General features: G+C 64.3%; 15 protein-coding genes and 1 pseudogene. 8 read left to right on the forward strand and 8 right to left on the reverse strand.

What is annotated here, in order from left to right; translation table 11 throughout:
* Nucleotides 1-93, reverse strand: a pseudogene (locus MOV74_RS14140) (GTP cyclohydrolase I FolE); the annotation flags it as partial.
* 242 nt (nt 94-335) lie between these two features.
* Here MOV74_RS14140 and MOV74_RS14145 point away from each other — a divergent pair.
* Nucleotides 336-791, forward strand: coding sequence for an iron-sulfur cluster assembly scaffold protein (locus tag MOV74_RS14145; protein ID WP_246922843.1), 456 nt, complete (start codon nt 336-338; stop codon nt 789-791).
* Nucleotides 792-922: 131 nt separating this feature from the next.
* Here MOV74_RS14145 and MOV74_RS14150 read toward each other — a convergent pair whose 3' ends face one another.
* The gene (locus tag MOV74_RS14150; RefSeq protein ID WP_246922847.1) at nt 923-1,816 is read right to left on the reverse strand and encodes a hypothetical protein; all 894 of its coding nucleotides are present in this window, start codon (nt 1,814-1,816) and stop codon (nt 923-925) included.
* A gap of 247 nt (nt 1,817-2,063) precedes the next feature.
* On the opposite strand from MOV74_RS14150, the gene yidD reads away from it, so the two are divergent.
* Together yidD and MOV74_RS41005 are read left to right on the forward strand one after the other, a co-directional pair.
* On the forward strand, nt 2,064-2,402 hold the full coding sequence (gene yidD / locus MOV74_RS14155; protein WP_246922850.1) for a membrane protein insertion efficiency factor YidD: 339 nt from the start codon (nt 2,064-2,066) through the stop codon (nt 2,400-2,402).
* A gap of 92 nt (nt 2,403-2,494) precedes the next feature.
* Entirely contained in the window at nt 2,495-2,704 is a 210-nt protein-coding gene (locus MOV74_RS41005; RefSeq protein ID WP_309486803.1) for a hypothetical protein, read from the forward strand.
* On the opposite strand, the gene MOV74_RS14160 is transcribed toward MOV74_RS41005, so the two are convergent.
* A complete protein-coding gene (locus MOV74_RS14160; RefSeq protein ID WP_246922854.1) occupies nt 2,705-3,919 on the reverse strand; it encodes a hypothetical protein in 1,215 nt (404 codons plus the stop codon).
* A 2-nt stretch (nt 3,920-3,921) separates the two neighbouring features.
* Nucleotides 3,922-5,289 (reverse strand): APC family permease, encoded by a 1,368-nt coding sequence (locus MOV74_RS14165; protein ID WP_246922857.1) that lies wholly within the window; start codon nt 5,287-5,289, stop codon nt 3,922-3,924.
* 345 nt (nt 5,290-5,634) lie between these two features.
* On the opposite strand from MOV74_RS14165, the gene MOV74_RS14170 reads away from it, so the two are divergent.
* Together MOV74_RS14170 and MOV74_RS14175 are read left to right on the forward strand one after the other, a co-directional pair.
* Nucleotides 5,635-6,969, forward strand: coding sequence for an alpha/beta hydrolase (locus MOV74_RS14170; RefSeq protein WP_246922860.1), 1,335 nt, complete (start codon nt 5,635-5,637; stop codon nt 6,967-6,969).
* Between the two features lie 231 nt (nt 6,970-7,200).
* Nucleotides 7,201-7,461, forward strand: coding sequence for a hypothetical protein (locus MOV74_RS14175; protein ID WP_246922863.1), 261 nt, complete (start codon nt 7,201-7,203; stop codon nt 7,459-7,461).
* 84 nt (nt 7,462-7,545) lie between these two features.
* Here MOV74_RS14175 and MOV74_RS14180 read toward each other — a convergent pair whose 3' ends face one another.
* Complete coding sequence (locus MOV74_RS14180; protein ID WP_246922866.1) at nt 7,546-7,923, reverse strand: hypothetical protein; 378 nt, start codon at nt 7,921-7,923, stop codon at nt 7,546-7,548.
* Nucleotides 7,924-8,014: 91 nt separating this feature from the next.
* A complete protein-coding gene (locus tag MOV74_RS14185) occupies nt 8,015-9,184 on the reverse strand; it encodes an MFS transporter (protein WP_246922869.1) in 1,170 nt (389 codons plus the stop codon).
* 181 nt (nt 9,185-9,365) lie between these two features.
* Here MOV74_RS14185 and thrS point away from each other — a divergent pair, with 181 nt between their 5' ends.
* The 3 genes from thrS to MOV74_RS14200 all read left to right on the forward strand — a co-directional run bounded on the left by thrS (nt 9,366) and on the right by MOV74_RS14200 (nt 13,409).
* Nucleotides 9,366-11,420, forward strand: a complete 2,055-nt coding sequence (thrS, locus tag MOV74_RS14190; RefSeq protein WP_246922871.1) for a threonine--tRNA ligase — start codon at nt 9,366-9,368, stop codon at nt 11,418-11,420.
* 93 nt (nt 11,421-11,513) lie between these two features.
* A complete protein-coding gene (locus tag MOV74_RS14195) occupies nt 11,514-12,077 on the forward strand; it encodes a nitroreductase (RefSeq protein ID WP_246922874.1) in 564 nt (187 codons plus the stop codon).
* 63 nt (nt 12,078-12,140) lie between these two features.
* Complete coding sequence (locus tag MOV74_RS14200) at nt 12,141-13,409, forward strand: serine hydrolase (protein WP_246922877.1); 1,269 nt, start codon at nt 12,141-12,143, stop codon at nt 13,407-13,409.
* Nucleotides 13,410-14,270: 861 nt separating this feature from the next.
* On the opposite strand, the gene MOV74_RS14205 is transcribed toward MOV74_RS14200, so the two are convergent.
* Complete coding sequence (locus MOV74_RS14205) at nt 14,271-14,513, reverse strand: hypothetical protein (protein WP_246922879.1); 243 nt, start codon at nt 14,511-14,513, stop codon at nt 14,271-14,273.
* Between the two features lie 333 nt (nt 14,514-14,846).
* A partial coding sequence (locus MOV74_RS14210) for a hypothetical protein (protein WP_246922882.1) occupies nt 14,847-15,649 on the reverse strand: 803 nt, incomplete at its 5' end.

Raw genomic sequence — 15,649 nt, forward strand, 5'->3', positions numbered from 1 at the left:
GAGGAATTCGGCAGGATCAAGCTCGGCCGGGCGGCTCTCGGGCTGCCGGTCGGAGGGCTTGCCCGGGCGGATGGATTTGATTGTAGCGTCCATATCGACTCCGTTCGACGGCCTCGCGGCCGGAGTGTCACCGGCAGACGGGGCGGCCAAGCCGCCGGACGCCTGAAGAGAACAGTTTTGGCGCAAAGGGTCCGCAAGCTGCAATGCCGGCCGCACAGTTGGAAATCGCCGCCGGCGCGCTGCTGGACTGTTTTTCCGCCAGTTCCGACCCTATATAGGGCCGTGGACGCCGCCCGCCAAGGCCGATCGGGTGCGGAAGTGCTGGACTCCATCACATGCTGAACGACATCTACAACAAGCGGATCATCGAATTGGCCGGGAATATTCCGCGCCTCGGACGGCTATCGGACCCCGATGCCTCCGCCACCGCCCACTCCAAGCTGTGCGGTTCGACCGTCAAGATCGATCTCAAGATGACCGGAGACACCGTCACCGACTTCGCTCATGACGTGAAGGCCTGCGCCCTCGGCCAGGCCTCCTCATCCATCATGGCAAGTCGTATCGTCGGCTCGACTGCGAGCGAACTCCGTGAGTTACGCGAAACTGTTCGCAAGATGCTGAAGGAGAACGGTGCGCCTCCTGAAGGCAAATGGGAGGAGATCAAGTTCCTCGAGCCGGTCCGCGACTACAAGGCGCGCCATGCCTCGACGCTTCTGACCTTCGATGCCGTGGTTGACGCCATCGGCCAGATCGAAGCCAAAGCCAAGCAACCGGCTGTGGCGCAGGGCTGAGACCTCTCCCGTCGTTCCGGGGCGATGCACAGCATCGAACCCGGGGATCCGGATCGCGGTCGAGATTCTCAGGTGCGCAATTGCGCACCCTAGTTCGCGCTACGCGCGCCTGACTGCCAAGATTGAAGAGTTTACTTCGGCGCCGCCGGGGCCGGCGCGGCCACACCGCCGGTCGGCACGATGGCTTCCGCCGTCTTGGTCGACTTGGCAGGCTGCTCCGGTTCCACGCCGAACCTGGCCTGCGTCTTCGGGGCAAGCTCCGCCATCGCCGGCGCGGAGATGTCCACGTGCGGCAGCACGTCGGCAACGAGATCTGTCGTCACGAGATTGGTGAGCTTGAGCTCGCCGGCGTCCAGCTCATGCAGATCTTCCCAGGGTGGAACGCTGAGCGCGAGCGACAGCAGGTCGCCCGCTCCGCCCATGTCGAAGGTGTATTTGGCGAGCCGGCCGATGTCGCGTTCCACGATCATCAGGTCCTGCGCGCTATAACTCGCCGCTTTGGCATCATCGGCGCGGTCGCCCATCCAGATCTGGTGGACGCGGACATGGGCGGCTTCCGGCACGTAACGCTTCTTGCCGGCCAGCAGCAGGAACACGCACATGGATTCGCAATAGGCCTCAGGCGCGACCGCCGGACGAGCCGACTGCCCGCCGCGAAGGCTTACGCCGACCGTGGTCAAGAACCCGAGATTGCGGAAGCGTCGGCCAAGCGTGATCGCGTCATTGACGGAACCGCCGCTGGAATCGAGCACCACGGTAGCACCGCCGAGCTGGCGACCACGGGAAAACTCTTCGAAATCCTTCGGTGTATCGGCGGTGATGATGCCTACTGCGCTGACCCAGCCGCGGCAGTTTGGCTCGCAGGCGATCCAGTTGAACTTCATCGGCAGCTTGCGCTCTTCGAGAGCAGCCCCGGCGCGGGCCGACGACCCGAGTGTCGCGACGGCGCCAGCCAGCACGACTCCACATACGGCGGTTCCCACCAGCAACCAGCCGCGAAGATCAAGGGAGTTCAGAAGTCTCAATCTGGTTCCTTCCCCAAGCCCCAAAGGTCCGTAACAATCCCCGGTAGCGCCCACTGAGTCCATCATACACGTGTATGATTCTACACGTGGGCGTCACAAAAATGGTATCCGGGGGAATACAGATCGTCCACAGGCACTTGCTGCACTGCTCCCAAAAAGCATGTAAAATATGGCGCAGAAACAACAGCTTACAGTTCCCTGCGCCGGAACCGTGCAATACGTCGCCTAACGTGGCAGCACAGCGCACATGAAGCATTCAGCCTGCGGGCATTGTTCCAGTCCGGTCGAAGGGGCGCTTCGACTCCCGCGCAGATTTGGCCGTGCGCTGATCTGGCTCTATCGGCATACGCTGTCGCCCCTGGTCGGCTACAATTGCCGGCACCTGCCGACCTGCTCGGCCTATGGCGACGAGGCGATCGAACGGTTCGGGCTCTGGGCCGGCGGATGGATGACGCTCGCGCGCCTGCTCCGCTGCAATCCGTTTGGCACGTCGGGCATCGACAATGTGCCGCTCACCGCGCCGCAACGCGCGCGCTGGTATCTGCCATGGCGCTATGCCCGCTGGCGCGGCGTCAATGCATCGTGAGATTGCTGCGATGCCTTGCGCATCGATGGCCTGAGCGGAACCTTGGACTTCCGTCCCGCGTTGTTTTGATGCTCCCCCGGGAGGAAACAACAATGCGCTGGAAAATCAGCCCTCATCTTCACTTCAGACTCGAGCCCACCCCCGGCTCCAGGCGGCACCACGACCCCAGAACCATGGATCTGCTCGCGATCGTCGCCTTGCTGGCGCTCGTGCTCGGCTCGGGCTGGTACCTGGCATCGAGCCTTGCGACGCCGCCGAGCACGACGGCGTTCATCGTGCCGAGCCAGAGCGTGCATTGGTAATCAGCGGAGCCAGTAGAAGCGCCCGGGCGGTGGCGGGACCGGCTCGGGTGGACGCAGTCGCTTTGGACGCGGCGGCTTTGGCGCCGGCTCCGCCGACGAGGTCGCCTCCCCGCCCGGTGCCGTTTCGGTGCCCGGCACCCTCACCGCCAGCAGCAGATTCGACTCGTGCATCCGCCAGCGATAGCCGACGCCAAAATCGATCGGCTGGGCACGTGTGAACAACTCGGCGTAGCGCGCCTGGGAGCGGCCGGGGAATTCGTCGATTGGCCCGAGATAGCGGCCGAACGGGAAGAACCGCCATTGCCGCGCGCTGTAGTTCGCAAGCGGAATGCCGGAATCGTCCTGGATGATGGTGGCACTGTTGGCGAGCAGCCAATCGCGCACGACGGTGAAGTTGCCGGAATGCAACAAATAGGACGCGCTCTTGAGCAGGCTGTTGCCGGGGCCAAGCGTCTCGCAGAATTTCAGGAAACCCGTGGCGCGCGCGCCGGAATTGGAAAGATCGGTCGAAAAATAATACAGGGTGCGCGTCTCGCCGTCGGGGCCTGCAAAGGTGATGCGGACGCCGCGCGTCGCGTTCCGTCCCGGATTGTCGTCGCCGACATGCACCCCGCCCTTATCGTCGAGCGCGAGCATCTCGACGTTGCGGATGGTCTTGCCGGAACGGGCGAGGAAGACATAGAGGATCGGCAACGTGCCGTTGACCTGGTTGGCGTGCAGGTCGACCTTCATCTGTTTGGTGATGAAGAACGAGAAGCTCAGGATCGAGCCGAGCGAACGCTCGACATTGTAGAGCGCCGCGCCCACCGAGCCGCGCGGCAGCCGCGTCAAATCGGGCACGGCGCCGACCGGCTCCAGCGCGCCGAGCACATAGGTGCTGGCCTTGGAATAGAAGGTGTTGGCGTAGAGGAAATCGGGCCCGCTGAACAGGTAGAACATGGTCGGCCGGGGCGCGGCGAGATTGACGTCGGCCCAATTGCGGATCTTCGAGAGCTGGCGCTGTTCGAGCTGGGCGAAGGCGCCGTCGAAGAACTTTGCATGGCGCTGCCAGCCCGGATCCTTGGTCAGCGGCACCAGCGGCGAGTCCGCCGAGGGCTGCATGCCCGCAAGGAAGCGCGCGGTGTCATCGAAGGTGACGTCCGCGGCGTTGGCGGACGAGACGGCCGCAGCCAGCAGTGCAAGAGCGGCGGCCGCAATTCTGAGGGGGCGAAACATGTCTATTCGCGATGTGATGAATTGCCAGCGGCGACCGGCCGCCTGCGGAAAACAGCATAAATCAACAGGCCCGAGAGCATGACGAGCATCCCCGAGAGCGACTGCACCGGCCGCTCGGTCAACAGGTAGTACATCATGAACGCGGTCACGAGCAGGAAAACGAGCGGCGTGAACGGGTATCCCCAGGCGCGATAGGGCCTCGGCAAATCGGGATCGGTGATGCGCAGCTTGATGACGCCGGCGACCGTGAAGAACGAGCAAAACAAGAGTGCGAACTGGATGAAGTCGAGCACCGCCTCGAAGCTGCGCGTGAACAACAGCAGATTGGCGACGACGAGCTGAAACAGGATGGCATAGGCCGGCGCGCCGCTCGCCGATCGCTTCGAGAAGACGCGTAAGGCGGGGATGTCCTCCCCCATCGTCATCATCACGCGCGGGCCGATCCACATCATCGCGGAGATCGAGGAGATCAGGCCGACGCAGATCATCGCGCCGACGATCCGGCCGCCGAGGCTGCCGAAGATGGCGCTGCCGGCGACACTGGCGACGTCGAGCTGGCCGGCGAGCGCACCGACCGGCGTGGAGTAGAGGAACACCGCGTTCAGCGCGACATACAGCACGAGCACGATCAGCGTGCCCACCAGCAGCGCGCGCGGCAGGCTCCGCTGCGGCGTGTTCATCTCACCGATGATGTAGGTCGCGGCATTCCAGCCCGAGAACGAGTACATCACGAAGACGAGCCCGATCGCGAAGGGCGCGCTGACGATGTGGGCGAGATCGCCCGGCTGCGGCATGAATGTGATCGGTTGCGGGGCAGCGATGACGAAGCCGGCGACCAGGAAGGCCACGATCAGCACGACCTTGATGATCGTCGAGATCAGCTGGAAGGTCGAGGAGTGCCTGACGCCGGTCAGTTGCACGAGCGAGACGAGCCACACCACGGCAATCGCGAGCGGGATCGGCGGCAGATCGGGCACGACCGATTTGGCGTATTCGCCGAACGCCATCGCCGCGAGCGCGACCGGCGCGGCAAAACCCACCGTGGCCGAGACCCAGCCGGCGAGAAAGCCGAAAGCCGGATGATAGGCACGCCCCAGGAAATTGTACTCGCCGCTCGAGCGCGGAAACATCGCCCCGAGCTCGCTGTAGGCGAACACCCCGCACAGCGCGACGATGCCGCCGACGGTCCACAGCAGCAGGATCGAGAAGCCGGAGGGGATATCCTTGACCTGGAAGCCGAGGCTGGTGAAGACACCGACCCCGATCATGTCGGCCACGACGATGGCGGTTGCAACCAGAGCCGAGACCCCGGTCCCGCTTCCGGGCAGCCGGCCAGTCCAGGGTGCGGTTCCCGCATCTGATGCCGTCATCGGGGTCCTTAACCTCAGGCGTCTTGCCTTGCGGGCGCATCGTGCAGTTTGGCCCAGTCAATTCAAGCAGAGTTAACAAGGGTTAAATGAGGCGACTGCAACGGGTATTTGAGCACCGCAATTCCTACACCCCGGCGAAAATGCTGCGTACGCCCCGGGAAACCCCGTTCCCCTCCCCCACAATCAGGACACGATTACGTGGTCCTTTTGAGCGTTCCGGATGTGGGGAAGTTTCTCCGGACGCTTAACGTCGCCTAAACGCCAATCGGCTCAATTGTCTCAAGATTGCCGATGGTTCGTGACTTGGGTTCGTGACTTGGGTTCGTTGCTTGGGGTCATGGGTGGATGGTCGGGGCCGTTCCGAAAATGAGAGCTGACAGTCGTGCCGATCGGACGCCGTCCGGTCGGCGCGGTCGTGCGCTCAGGATCGGCCTGACCTCAGCCTTGGTGCCGCTGTCGTTGACGCTGGTTCAATGCGGCAAGGCGCCGAACCCGGCAGCGCTCGCGGCGAACTCGCAGGCCAATGTCCAAGTGGTCAATCAGGTCGTCGCGAAAACCAATCAGCAAGTCGCAAGCGGCGACACGTTCGAGGATCGCTTCCCTGCCCCGCAATTCAGGGAGCGCTTCCCCTCGGCCAGCGAAAGTCTCCTGCAACGGCAGATGTCGGACTTCTCGCCCAAGCGCGCCGTGCAGCAACAGCCGCCCGAGCAGGCCCCCTACAAGGTCGCTTCGCTCGAGCCCCAGATCCCCTACAAGCGTCCGGCCCGCGACGACCTGACGACCCTCGTCAGCATGAAGTCGTCGGCCTTTCCCTATTTCGGCAACAACCCCGCCTCCGACGCGCCCTTCCTCAACATCTCCAAGGGCGATCGCCGTGGCCATCGCAGCTATTCCGGTCGCGTGTTCTGGCAGGACGAGACCTACAATGACAGCCGCGTGCTGATGCACGTGCCCGAGCATTTCGACGTGCGCAAGCCGGGCGTGATCGTGGTGTTCTTCCACGGCAATGGCGCAACGCTCGAGCGCGACGTGCGTGATCGCCAGCTCGTGCCCAAGCAGATCACCGATTCCGGCGCCAATGCCGTGCTGCTTGCCCCACAGATGGCGGTCGATGCCGCCGATTCCAGCGCCGGCAAGTTCTGGCAACCGGGCGGCTTCAAGCGCTTCATGGCGGAATCGGCCGACCACCTTGCCCGCGTCACCGGCGATCCCAATAGCGCACGCGCCTTCGCCAACATGCCGATCGTGATCGTCGGCTATAGCGGCGGCTTCCTGCCGACGGCCTGGAGCCTGGAGGTCGGCGGCATCAGCGACCGCGTCCGCGGCGTCGTGCTGCTCGACGCCGTCTATGGCGAAATGGACAAGTTCGCATCCTGGATCGAGAGCCACCGTACCGGCTTCTTCGTCAGCGCCTATACCCGTTACACCGCGCGGCGCGACCGCGAGCTGATGAGCATGCTCCGCCAGAAGGGCATCACCGTCGCCGAGGACATGGATGGACCGCTCCGTCCCGGCAGCGTGGTGTTCGTCGAGACCGGCGACGGCATCACCCATCGCGACTATGTCACCCGCGCCTGGACGCGGGATCCGCTCAAGGACGTGCTGGTGAAGATGTCGGCGACGCCGTCGCTGGCGCTGACGCGCGTCGCCTCCACCAATCCATCCGCGTCGAGCCGTTAGCTCCGATTGCGCCGGCCGGTATCCGACTGCGCTGCCTGCAATTTTCTCAGGACTTGATCAAAATGTGATGTTGATGGCGGACATCCCCGGAAGCCACCGGATTGCTTCGGCTGGCAACGATCCTAATTTGCCGGCCGAGTTGCGTTTGGAATTGCGACGACAGGCAGTGCGTCAGGGATTGTACAAGGTCGACTTCCACACGGTTCACGGAACCGCTGCGGCGTCGTCAATGTGACCAACGGCAAGATGCGCGGGGGCAATTCCGCCTTCGCCTTCATCGGCACCTACACGGGCGATTGCGACAGCATCACGGTCAAGATCTCGACCGAGCGCTACAATGACGATCCCTCCTTCAAGGCGCTGTTCGGCATCGACCGGATCACGCTGACGCTCGCGGGCCGGGAGGATGGCGACACCGCGGAATTCGAAGGCACCGCACTGCAATTGCCGGGCGTGGCCTTCAGGGCCGTGCTGAGCCGGATCAGCGACTAACTGTCCGGCTCCTGAACCTCAAGCTCTTGGTCTCAGGATTTCCTCGAGACTCGGCCTCAGGTTTCTTGACCTCAGTTCTTGGGTTCAGTTTTTGGGCAGCTTCGGAATGCTCTCGGCGAAGCCGTTGTAGCAGGTCAGCCGCTCGTCCTCTTCCTTGAAGAACCGGCAATCGGCGTAGCCCTTGGCCTTCGCCGGCTTCGGCTTCGGAGCCGGCGGCATCACCGCGTCGTAGCAATTGAGGCGGTCCTTGGTACCGTCGTCGATCTCGAGGCAGGCCTGCAGCCGCGCGGCGACCGACTGCGGCTTGCCCTTCGGCGCAGCGGCCGGCTTCGCCGCCGCCTCCTTGGTGCCTTTGGGCTTGACCTGCACCAGCGGCTTGTCCCCGACCATCGGTGGCTTGTCGGCTTGCGCGAACGCGGAGGCTGAATAGAGCACCGCGGCAACCGCCAGAATCATCCTCATCTCAGTCAACTCTCTTTGGTCCCCATGCCTCGCCTTCTAGCGCTCCCGCGCGCGGTTTGCCAAGCACCTTGCGCACACGAAAACGCGGGATTCAGGCCGTGGCGGCAGCGGGCCGGGGCCGGGTCAGGACCACCAGGATCAGCGCCAGCATGACGAAACCAACCGCGACGAAGCCGAGCGTATGCAGGAGCTCGCGGGCGAACAGCAGCCCGCCGAGCGCGGAGCCGACCGCCTGACCGATATAGAGCACGGAGGTGTTGAGTGCGACGGTCGCCGACGCCAGCCCCGGCGCGGCCGCGACCAGCCGCACCTGCTGCATCGAATTGGTCGAGGCAAAGCCGAGGCCCCAGATAGCAACCCCGGCCGTCATGAACACAAGCGTGCCCGCACCGAGCGCCCAGCCCGTTATCCCCGCAAGCAGCAGGCAGGTGAACAGCAGCGAGGTGCGATAAGGACCCCAGGTGTCGACGATGCGGGTGGCGAAGACGACGCCGAGGAAGCCGCAAACGCCGTAGAGCGCGAACACCATGCCGATCGCATCGGGGCCGGCGCCGGTGAGCTTGTTGAGCAGCGGGCCCATGAAGGTGAAGACGACGAACTGCCCCGACATTTGCAGCATGGTGATCGCAAGCAGCAGCAGGATCGTCCTGTTCCCGCTGACCTCGCTCCAGGTCTTCAAATCCACCGGTGCGCCCTTCAGGCCCGCCGGCAGCCGCAGCAGCAACAGCACGAAGCTGAGACAACCAAGCCCGCCGATCTCACCATAGGCCGCGCGCCAGCCATAGCGGCTGGCGATGAAGGTGATCAGGGGAAGGCCGACGGCGGCAGCCAGCGACCAGCCGAGAAAGATATAGGCGATAGTGCTGCCGCGCCGCTTCGCCGGCACGATCAACGCCGCCGTGCCGGCAGCCTGCGGCGTATAGAGCGCGCCGACCGCGAGCATCACGAGACGGATGACGAGGAGGCTGGCGTAGTCGGGCGCAAAGGCCGAGGCGAGATTGCCGAGCGCCAGCACCGCCAGCGTCGTCGTGAGCAACGTCCGCCGATCGATGCGACTGGTCAGCCAAGCCGTCAGCGGCGAGCCGATGCACAGCGTCACCGCGCCGAAGGTGATCAGCAGCCCGGCCGCATGAATGCTGACGTCGAGCCCGCTCGCCAGCTCCGGCAGCATGCCCGCCGGCGCCAGCACCGAGCAGCCGGTGACGAGATTGCCGAGCATCAAGGCGGTTGGCGCGAAACGCCGGACGCGTGCATTTTCCATGCAGATGCATGTAGAGCAGTCGTCCGGCCGGTTAAAGGGCCCGCGGGAAATAGTTCGCGCGCGCCGCTTTCTGCGCCGATTTTCTTGGAAATGCCGGATTGCGCAGGCCGAATCCCCTGATATATCGCTCGTTCCCGCTTACCTGCGCTCGTTCGCAGGAGTGAGCCTCAGGAGAAAAGCAATGACCGACCAGCCCAAGGACCAGCCGAAGTCCGAATCCGGCTTCCAATATTCCCTCAGCAATCTGAAGCCCGTGACCCCCGCCGCCAAAGTTACCCTCACCTTCCCGGACGGCGCCCAGCGTCAATACGACCAGAGCATCACCGGCCTCGACATCGCCAAGGGCATCTCGCCGTCGCTGGCCAAGCGCACGGTCGCGATGGCGCTCGACGGCGTGCTCACCGACCTCAACGACCCCATCGAGGCCGACGCCAAGCTCGAGTTCGTCAACCGCGACGATCCGCGCGCGCTCGAATTGATCCGCCATGACTGCGCGCACGTGCTGGCCGAAGCCGTGCAGACGCTGTGGCCGGGCACGCAAGTCACCATCGGTCCGGTGATCGAGAACGGCTTCTATTACGACTTCTTCCGCAACGAGCCGTTCACCCCGGAAGACTTTGGCGCGATCGAAAAGAAAATGCGCGAGCTGATCGCGCGCGACAAGCCTTTCACGAAAGAGGTCTGGGATCGCGAGAAGACCAAGCAGGTGTTCCGCGACAAGGGCGAGGCGTTCAAGGTCGAGCTGGTCGACGCCATTCCCGGCACCGAGCCGATCAAGATCTACTACCAGGGCGACTGGTTCGATCTCTGCCGCGGCCCGCACATGACCTCGACCGGCAAGGTCGGGAACGCCTTCAAGCTGATGAAGGTGGCCGGCGCCTATTGGCGCGGCGACAGCAACAACCCGATGCTGACCCGCATCTACGGCACGGCCTTCGCCAAGCAGGAAGACCTCGACGCTTACCTCAAGCAGATCGAGGAAGCCGAAAAGCGCGACCATCGCAAGCTCGGCCGCGAGCTCGACCTCTTCCACTTCCAGGAGGAAGGTCCGGGCGTCGTGTTCTGGCACCCGAAGGGCTGGACCATCTTCCAGCAGCTGATCGCCTATATGCGCCGGCGCCTGACCGGCGATTACAGCGAGGTCAACGCGCCGCAGATCCTCGACAAGGCGCTGTGGGAGACCTCGGGCCATTGGGGCTGGTATCGCGAAAACATGTTCGCGGCGCAGTCGGCCGGCGACGAGGCCGAGGACAAGCGCTGGTTTGCGCTCAAGCCGATGAACTGCCCCGGTCACGTCCAGATCTTCAAGCACGGCCTGAAGAGCTACCGCGACCTGCCGCTGCGCCTCGCCGAGTTCGGCGTGGTCCATCGCTACGAGCCCTCCGGCGCCATGCACGGCTTGATGCGCGTGCGCGGCTTCACCCAGGACGACGCGCACATCTTCTGCACCGAGGACCAGCTCGCCGCGGAATGCCTGAAGATCAACGACCTGATCCTGTCGACCTATGCCGATTTCGGCTTCACCGGCGATCTCACGGTGAAGCTCTCGACCCGGCCGGAGAAGCGCGTCGGCACGGACGCGATGTGGGATCACGCCGAGCGCGTGATGGCGACCGTTTTGCGCGAGATCCAGTCGCAGAACAATCACATCAAGACCGAGATCAACCCGGGCGAAGGCGCCTTCTACGGGCCGAAGTTCGAATACGTGCTGCGCGACGCCATCGGCCGCGACTGGCAGTGCGGCACCACGCAGGTCGACTTCAACCTGCCGGAGCGGTTCGGCGCGTTCTACATCGACCATGACGGCGGCAAGAAACCGCCTGTCATGGTGCACCGGGCGATCTGCGGCTCGATGGAGCGCTACATCGGCATCCTGATCGAGCACTTTGCCGGGAACTTCCCGCTCTGGCTGTCGCCGGTGCAGGCGGTGGTCACGACCATCACCTCGGAAGGCGACGAATACGCCAAAGTGGTGATGGAACAGGCGCGGCGCGCGGGGCTCCGGGTCGAGATCGACCTGCGCAACGAAAAGATCAACTACAAGGTCCGCGAGCACTCGCTGGCCAAGATCCCGGCCCTGCTCGTGGTCGGCAAGAAGGAGGCCGAGACGCATTCGGTCTCGGTCCGCCGCCTCGGCAGCGACGGCCAGAAGGTGATGACGACGGCCGAAGCGATCGCCGCGCTGGTCGACGAGGCAACGCCGCCCGACGTCAAGCGGGCGCGCGGCGTCGTCTGATCCCTGAAATCGATCTAAATTGGCTTCCGGTCGCGGGCGTGCATGCTTATCTCGGCATGACACGCCCGCCGACCATTTGACGAGGATATCGCAGTGCCCGACGCCATTGAACTCCTGAAGACCCGCCGTTCGGTCAAGCCGCGCGAGATGACCGGGCCCGGCCCTTCGGCGGCCGAGCTCGAGACGATCCTCACCATCGGCGCGCGCGTGCCCGACCACGGCAAGCTCGCGCCCTGGCGCTTCATCATCTTCGAGGGCGATGCCCGCCAGCGTGCCGGCGAAGTGATCGCCAAGGTCTTTGTGCGGAAGAATCCCGGCGCGCCCGCGGCCGACGTCGAGATCGAGCGCAAGCGCCTCACCGACGCGCCGCTGGTGATCGGCATCGTCAGCTTCACCAAGCCGCATCCGAAGGTGCCGGCGTTCGAGCAGGAATTGTCGGCGGGCGCCAGCGCCATGAACATCGTCACGGCCGCGACCGCGCTCGGCTATGGCGCCTGCTGGCTGACCGGCTGGTTCTCCTTCGATCGCGACGTGCTCGACGGACTCGGCCTCAAGCCGGACGAAAAGCTTGCCGGCTTCGTCCATATCGGCACGCCGACCAAGCCCAGCGAAGACCGTCCGCGACCGTTCCTTTCGGAAATCGTGACGCGTTTTTAATCGATGTTGTGTTGACGCCTGCGACGTCTTGCGGCTTTGATCCCGCCGAGGGAGGAAGGCCGGATGAAGCGTCGTGATTTTCTGGTCGGAGCCGCGCTGCTCGCCGGCTCGATGGCGCGAAGCCGGGCCGCCGACATCCCCGCCCCCTCGTCCGAAGGGCTGGACCGCATCACAGCCTTCTTCGACAACGAGGTGGGAGGCGGCCGTCTGCCGGGCGCCGTGATCCTGGTGCAGCAGCACGGCAAGCCGGTCTACCTGAAGAGCTTCGGCGTGCGCGACACCAGGACGGGCCTTACGATGACGCCCGATACGATCTTCGCCATCCACTCCATGACCAAGCCGATCACGTGCCTTGGCGCGATGATGCTGATCGACGAGGGCAAGCTCGCGCTCACCGACCCCGTGTCGAAATACGTGCCCCTGTTTGCCGACACCAAGGTCGGTCTCGAGGTCACCCTGCCCGACGGCAAGCTCGAGCTTGACCTCGTGCCGCCCGTCCGTCCCGTCAACATCGAGGATCTGCTGCGGCATACCTCGGGCATCAGCTACGACTATATCGGCGGCAAATGGGTCGAGCAGGCCTACAAGGCCGCCAACATCTTCGAAGGCCAATTCAACAACAGGGAATTCGCCGATCGCATCGCCAAGCTGCCGCTGGCGCGGCAGCCGGGAACGCTGTGGCGTTACGGCCATTCCACCGACGTGCTCGGCAGCGTCATCGAGATCATCTCGGGACAGACGCTGTACGAATTCCTGAAAGCACGCATCTTCGATCCGCTCGGCATGAACAGCACCAAATTCGCGCTGGCGACCGAGGACGAGCTGGCGCGGATGGCGCGGCCATTGCCGAACGATTTCATCCTGCTCGCGGCCGAACGCGACCGCCTCGACCATCCTGAATGGCAGTCCGGCGGCGGTGGCCTGCTCTCGACCATCACCGATTATCAGCGCTTTTCGCAGATGCTGCTGAACGGCGGCGAGTTCGAGGGCAAGCGCTATCTGAGCCCCGCCGCGTTCAAGGCCATGACGACGGATCACATCGGGCCCGGCTCCGGCGTCGGACGCGACTATTTCTATTTCCCGGGTGATGGCTTCGGCTATGGCTACGGCCTTGCGGTTCGCACCGATCCCGGCAACGCGAAGCCGCCGCCGCCGGGGTCGCTCGGCGAGTTGAAGTGGGACAGTGGCAGCGGCACCCTGTTCGGCGTCGATCCCAAGCTCGACATGGTCTACGTGATGATGCAGCAGACCCAGAGCGAGCGCGGCCGCATCACGCCCGCATTCAAGGCGCTGGTCTACGACTGCTACCCCGAGGGGCTACGCCGCCCGTGAGGCGCGGCGTCCGGGGCTTGAGAGTCGCGTTCGGCGCGTAACTGAGCGAGTGTGGCGCGACAGCTCGTAGGATGGGTAGAGCGAAGCGAATCCCATCAACACTCCTTCGCGTTGAAAGATGATGGGTTTCGCAAGTGCTCTACCCATCCTAGGTCTCCCGGACACACCTTCGCGTCCTCGCGGCTTGTTTCGCCCGAGCTTTGCTTCATCGCTTCGCCCTCAATTGAAAGAGGGCGCAGGGAAGACCGGGCGCCGGCTGGCACCCGCGGTCCACTGTGCGAAGGTTGCGCTACAAGAGGCTGCACAGCGGCATACAGGTGAAGCCAAACAACCGGCCTTCCCTGCGCAGTGGTTTGACGGCTTATGTCGTGCTCTCCCCGGGGAGCGATGCACTATTGCCCCCGTCGCCTTGCGGATGATCGATGCGCGTGCCCGGTCGGGCCGCCACATCACCGCAGAGACTTGACGCACAGACCCCGGGCGTCAGGACCACACGATTTTGCCGTACGCCGATCACAACGGTCGTGTGCGCGAGGCGTTTCGCTCACGGTTGCCCGCCCTGCAAAAACCTTCGCGCCGATGCAATCAGCGCCCACCGCCGTCCGGCCCGCGTTCGTGACGATCGCGACACGCCCCTCTTCCTTGGGCCGGGTTGTCGCGACACATACGTCATTTCCGAATTTCGGTAAAGTGGAATATTTCTCGCTGCGCGCGTTGACCTAGGGCTCGCATGTTTTGCCCGTCGGGCAACGCAAGGTCTTGTAGCCCGGATGAGCGAAGCGACATCCGGGTTCTCGGCCAAAAGCGTGAAGGTCCCGGATTGCGCTTCGCTCCATCCGGGCTACGGAGCTGGGCTCGCCGCTAGTCCTCGCTGGACGCCGCGGAGCGGTTGCGCAAGTAAGCCTGCGACAACAGGAAGAACAACGCGCGCTCGCCATGATATTTGGCGGACGGCCGAGTGCGCTCGAAGCCATCAGCAAATATCTTGCCGGACTGGTCGCACACCTGCCATCGCCAGCCAAACCGCTTGCGCCTGGTGAGGATCACTTCGAACATGCCGCCGAGCTTGGTCCCCTGCCCCTTGCCGGTCTCGCAGACGCACAAGCCTGCTCCGGCCTCCTCCGTTAGATGGATGCCCGACATATAACGCAGCAGGATGGAAAGAGAATGAATTTGATTATCGGAAATACGTATCTTTGCACCGGCTTGTGGCCAAGTCCCGATTGCCTGGAATAAGCCCTCGCCAGCGGGGTTTTTCCCGCGCCAAGAGACCGTTTGGTAGCGCTGACAACGTCGTCAAAGCCGAGCACAAGGAGAAAGGTGCGCATGGTGGCGACAGCGGTAACGGGGGATGCAGGTTCGTGCGCCAGATGAGAACTATCTCGTGCAAAGCGCAAAGTCTGGCGTATCGCCGCGGCCGACACTGAGGGCCGTGTCCTACCGCGCGACGACTTCGACCTCGCCGTCGACGCCGTTGACGACGTTGAAGCCGCGCTCGTAGACCTTGCCCTCGTTCTTGGCGATGGCGCGGTACTCGCCTTCGGAGAGCACCACGCGCGGGAAGGCGCCGATCGATTCCTTGATGACGTCGCCGCCCGGGGTCAGCACCGACCAGGCGGTGTTGGCGAGCGCCTCGCCGCCCCTGTCGCTGACCAGCTTGAGCGTGATCACGGCGGCGCGGTGGGTGATGGTGACGTCGGTGAGCTTGCCGACCTGGACGCGGATGTCGGAGCGCACCACCGAATTGGCATCGCCATAGTTGGAGATGATGTAGTAGGTGCCCTCCGGCAGCAGCACGACGTCGCCGGCCGCGACGTTCGGCACCAGCGAGGCGCGCTCGCCGGATTCGAACTGGCTGCCCTTGTAGATCGCGAACGAGATCTGGTTCTGCGGAATGCGGCTGGTGCCGACCCGGCCTTCGATGCGCAGGCCGCCAGCCGGCAGCACGAAGGATTCGCGGTCGGTCTCGGCCTTCAGGCTGACGGTGCGCACCGCGCTGACGAGGCCGAAGGCGACGTGCACGACGTAATTGCCGGGCGGCAGCACGATGTTGGGCGTGGCGTTGCGGTCCTCCCGGATCAGCTTGAAGGTGCCGTTCTCATCGGGACGGTCGGCAAACACGCGCCAGACCAGGCCGCTGGTAATGGGGGCTGAGTCCTTGCCGTATTTTGCGGTCAGCGACAGCACGCCCTGTCCGGGCGCGGCCGCGTTGAGTGGGGCGGCCGGTGGCACGGTCGCAA

Origin of the sequence: Bradyrhizobium sp. SHOUNA76 (assembly GCF_023006445.1) — a bacterium.
In the GTDB taxonomy this organism is placed as follows: Bacteria; Pseudomonadota; Alphaproteobacteria; order Rhizobiales; family Xanthobacteraceae; genus Bradyrhizobium.

Coding starts and splice junctions, on each gene's coding strand:
- MOV74_RS14165 (WP_246922857.1), bottom strand. CDS start 5,289: ATGACGGCATCAGATGCGGGAACCGCACCCTGGACTGGCCGGCTGCCC.
- MOV74_RS41005 (WP_309486803.1), top strand. CDS start 2,495: ATGCGCTGGAAAATCAGCCCTCATCTTCACTTCAGACTCGAGCCCACC.
- MOV74_RS14185 (WP_246922869.1), bottom strand. CDS start 9,184: ATGGAAAATGCACGCGTCCGGCGTTTCGCGCCAACCGCCTTGATGCTC.
- MOV74_RS14145 (WP_246922843.1), top strand. CDS start 336: ATGCTGAACGACATCTACAACAAGCGGATCATCGAATTGGCCGGGAAT.
- MOV74_RS14170 (WP_246922860.1), top strand. CDS start 5,635: ATGGTCGGGGCCGTTCCGAAAATGAGAGCTGACAGTCGTGCCGATCGG.
- MOV74_RS14200 (WP_246922877.1), top strand. CDS start 12,141: ATGAAGCGTCGTGATTTTCTGGTCGGAGCCGCGCTGCTCGCCGGCTCG.
- yidD (WP_246922850.1), top strand. CDS start 2,064: ATGAAGCATTCAGCCTGCGGGCATTGTTCCAGTCCGGTCGAAGGGGCG.
- thrS (WP_246922871.1), top strand. CDS start 9,366: ATGACCGACCAGCCCAAGGACCAGCCGAAGTCCGAATCCGGCTTCCAA.
- MOV74_RS14160 (WP_246922854.1), bottom strand. CDS start 3,919: ATGTTTCGCCCCCTCAGAATTGCGGCCGCCGCTCTTGCACTGCTGGCT.
- MOV74_RS14180 (WP_246922866.1), bottom strand. CDS start 7,923: ATGAGGATGATTCTGGCGGTTGCCGCGGTGCTCTATTCAGCCTCCGCG.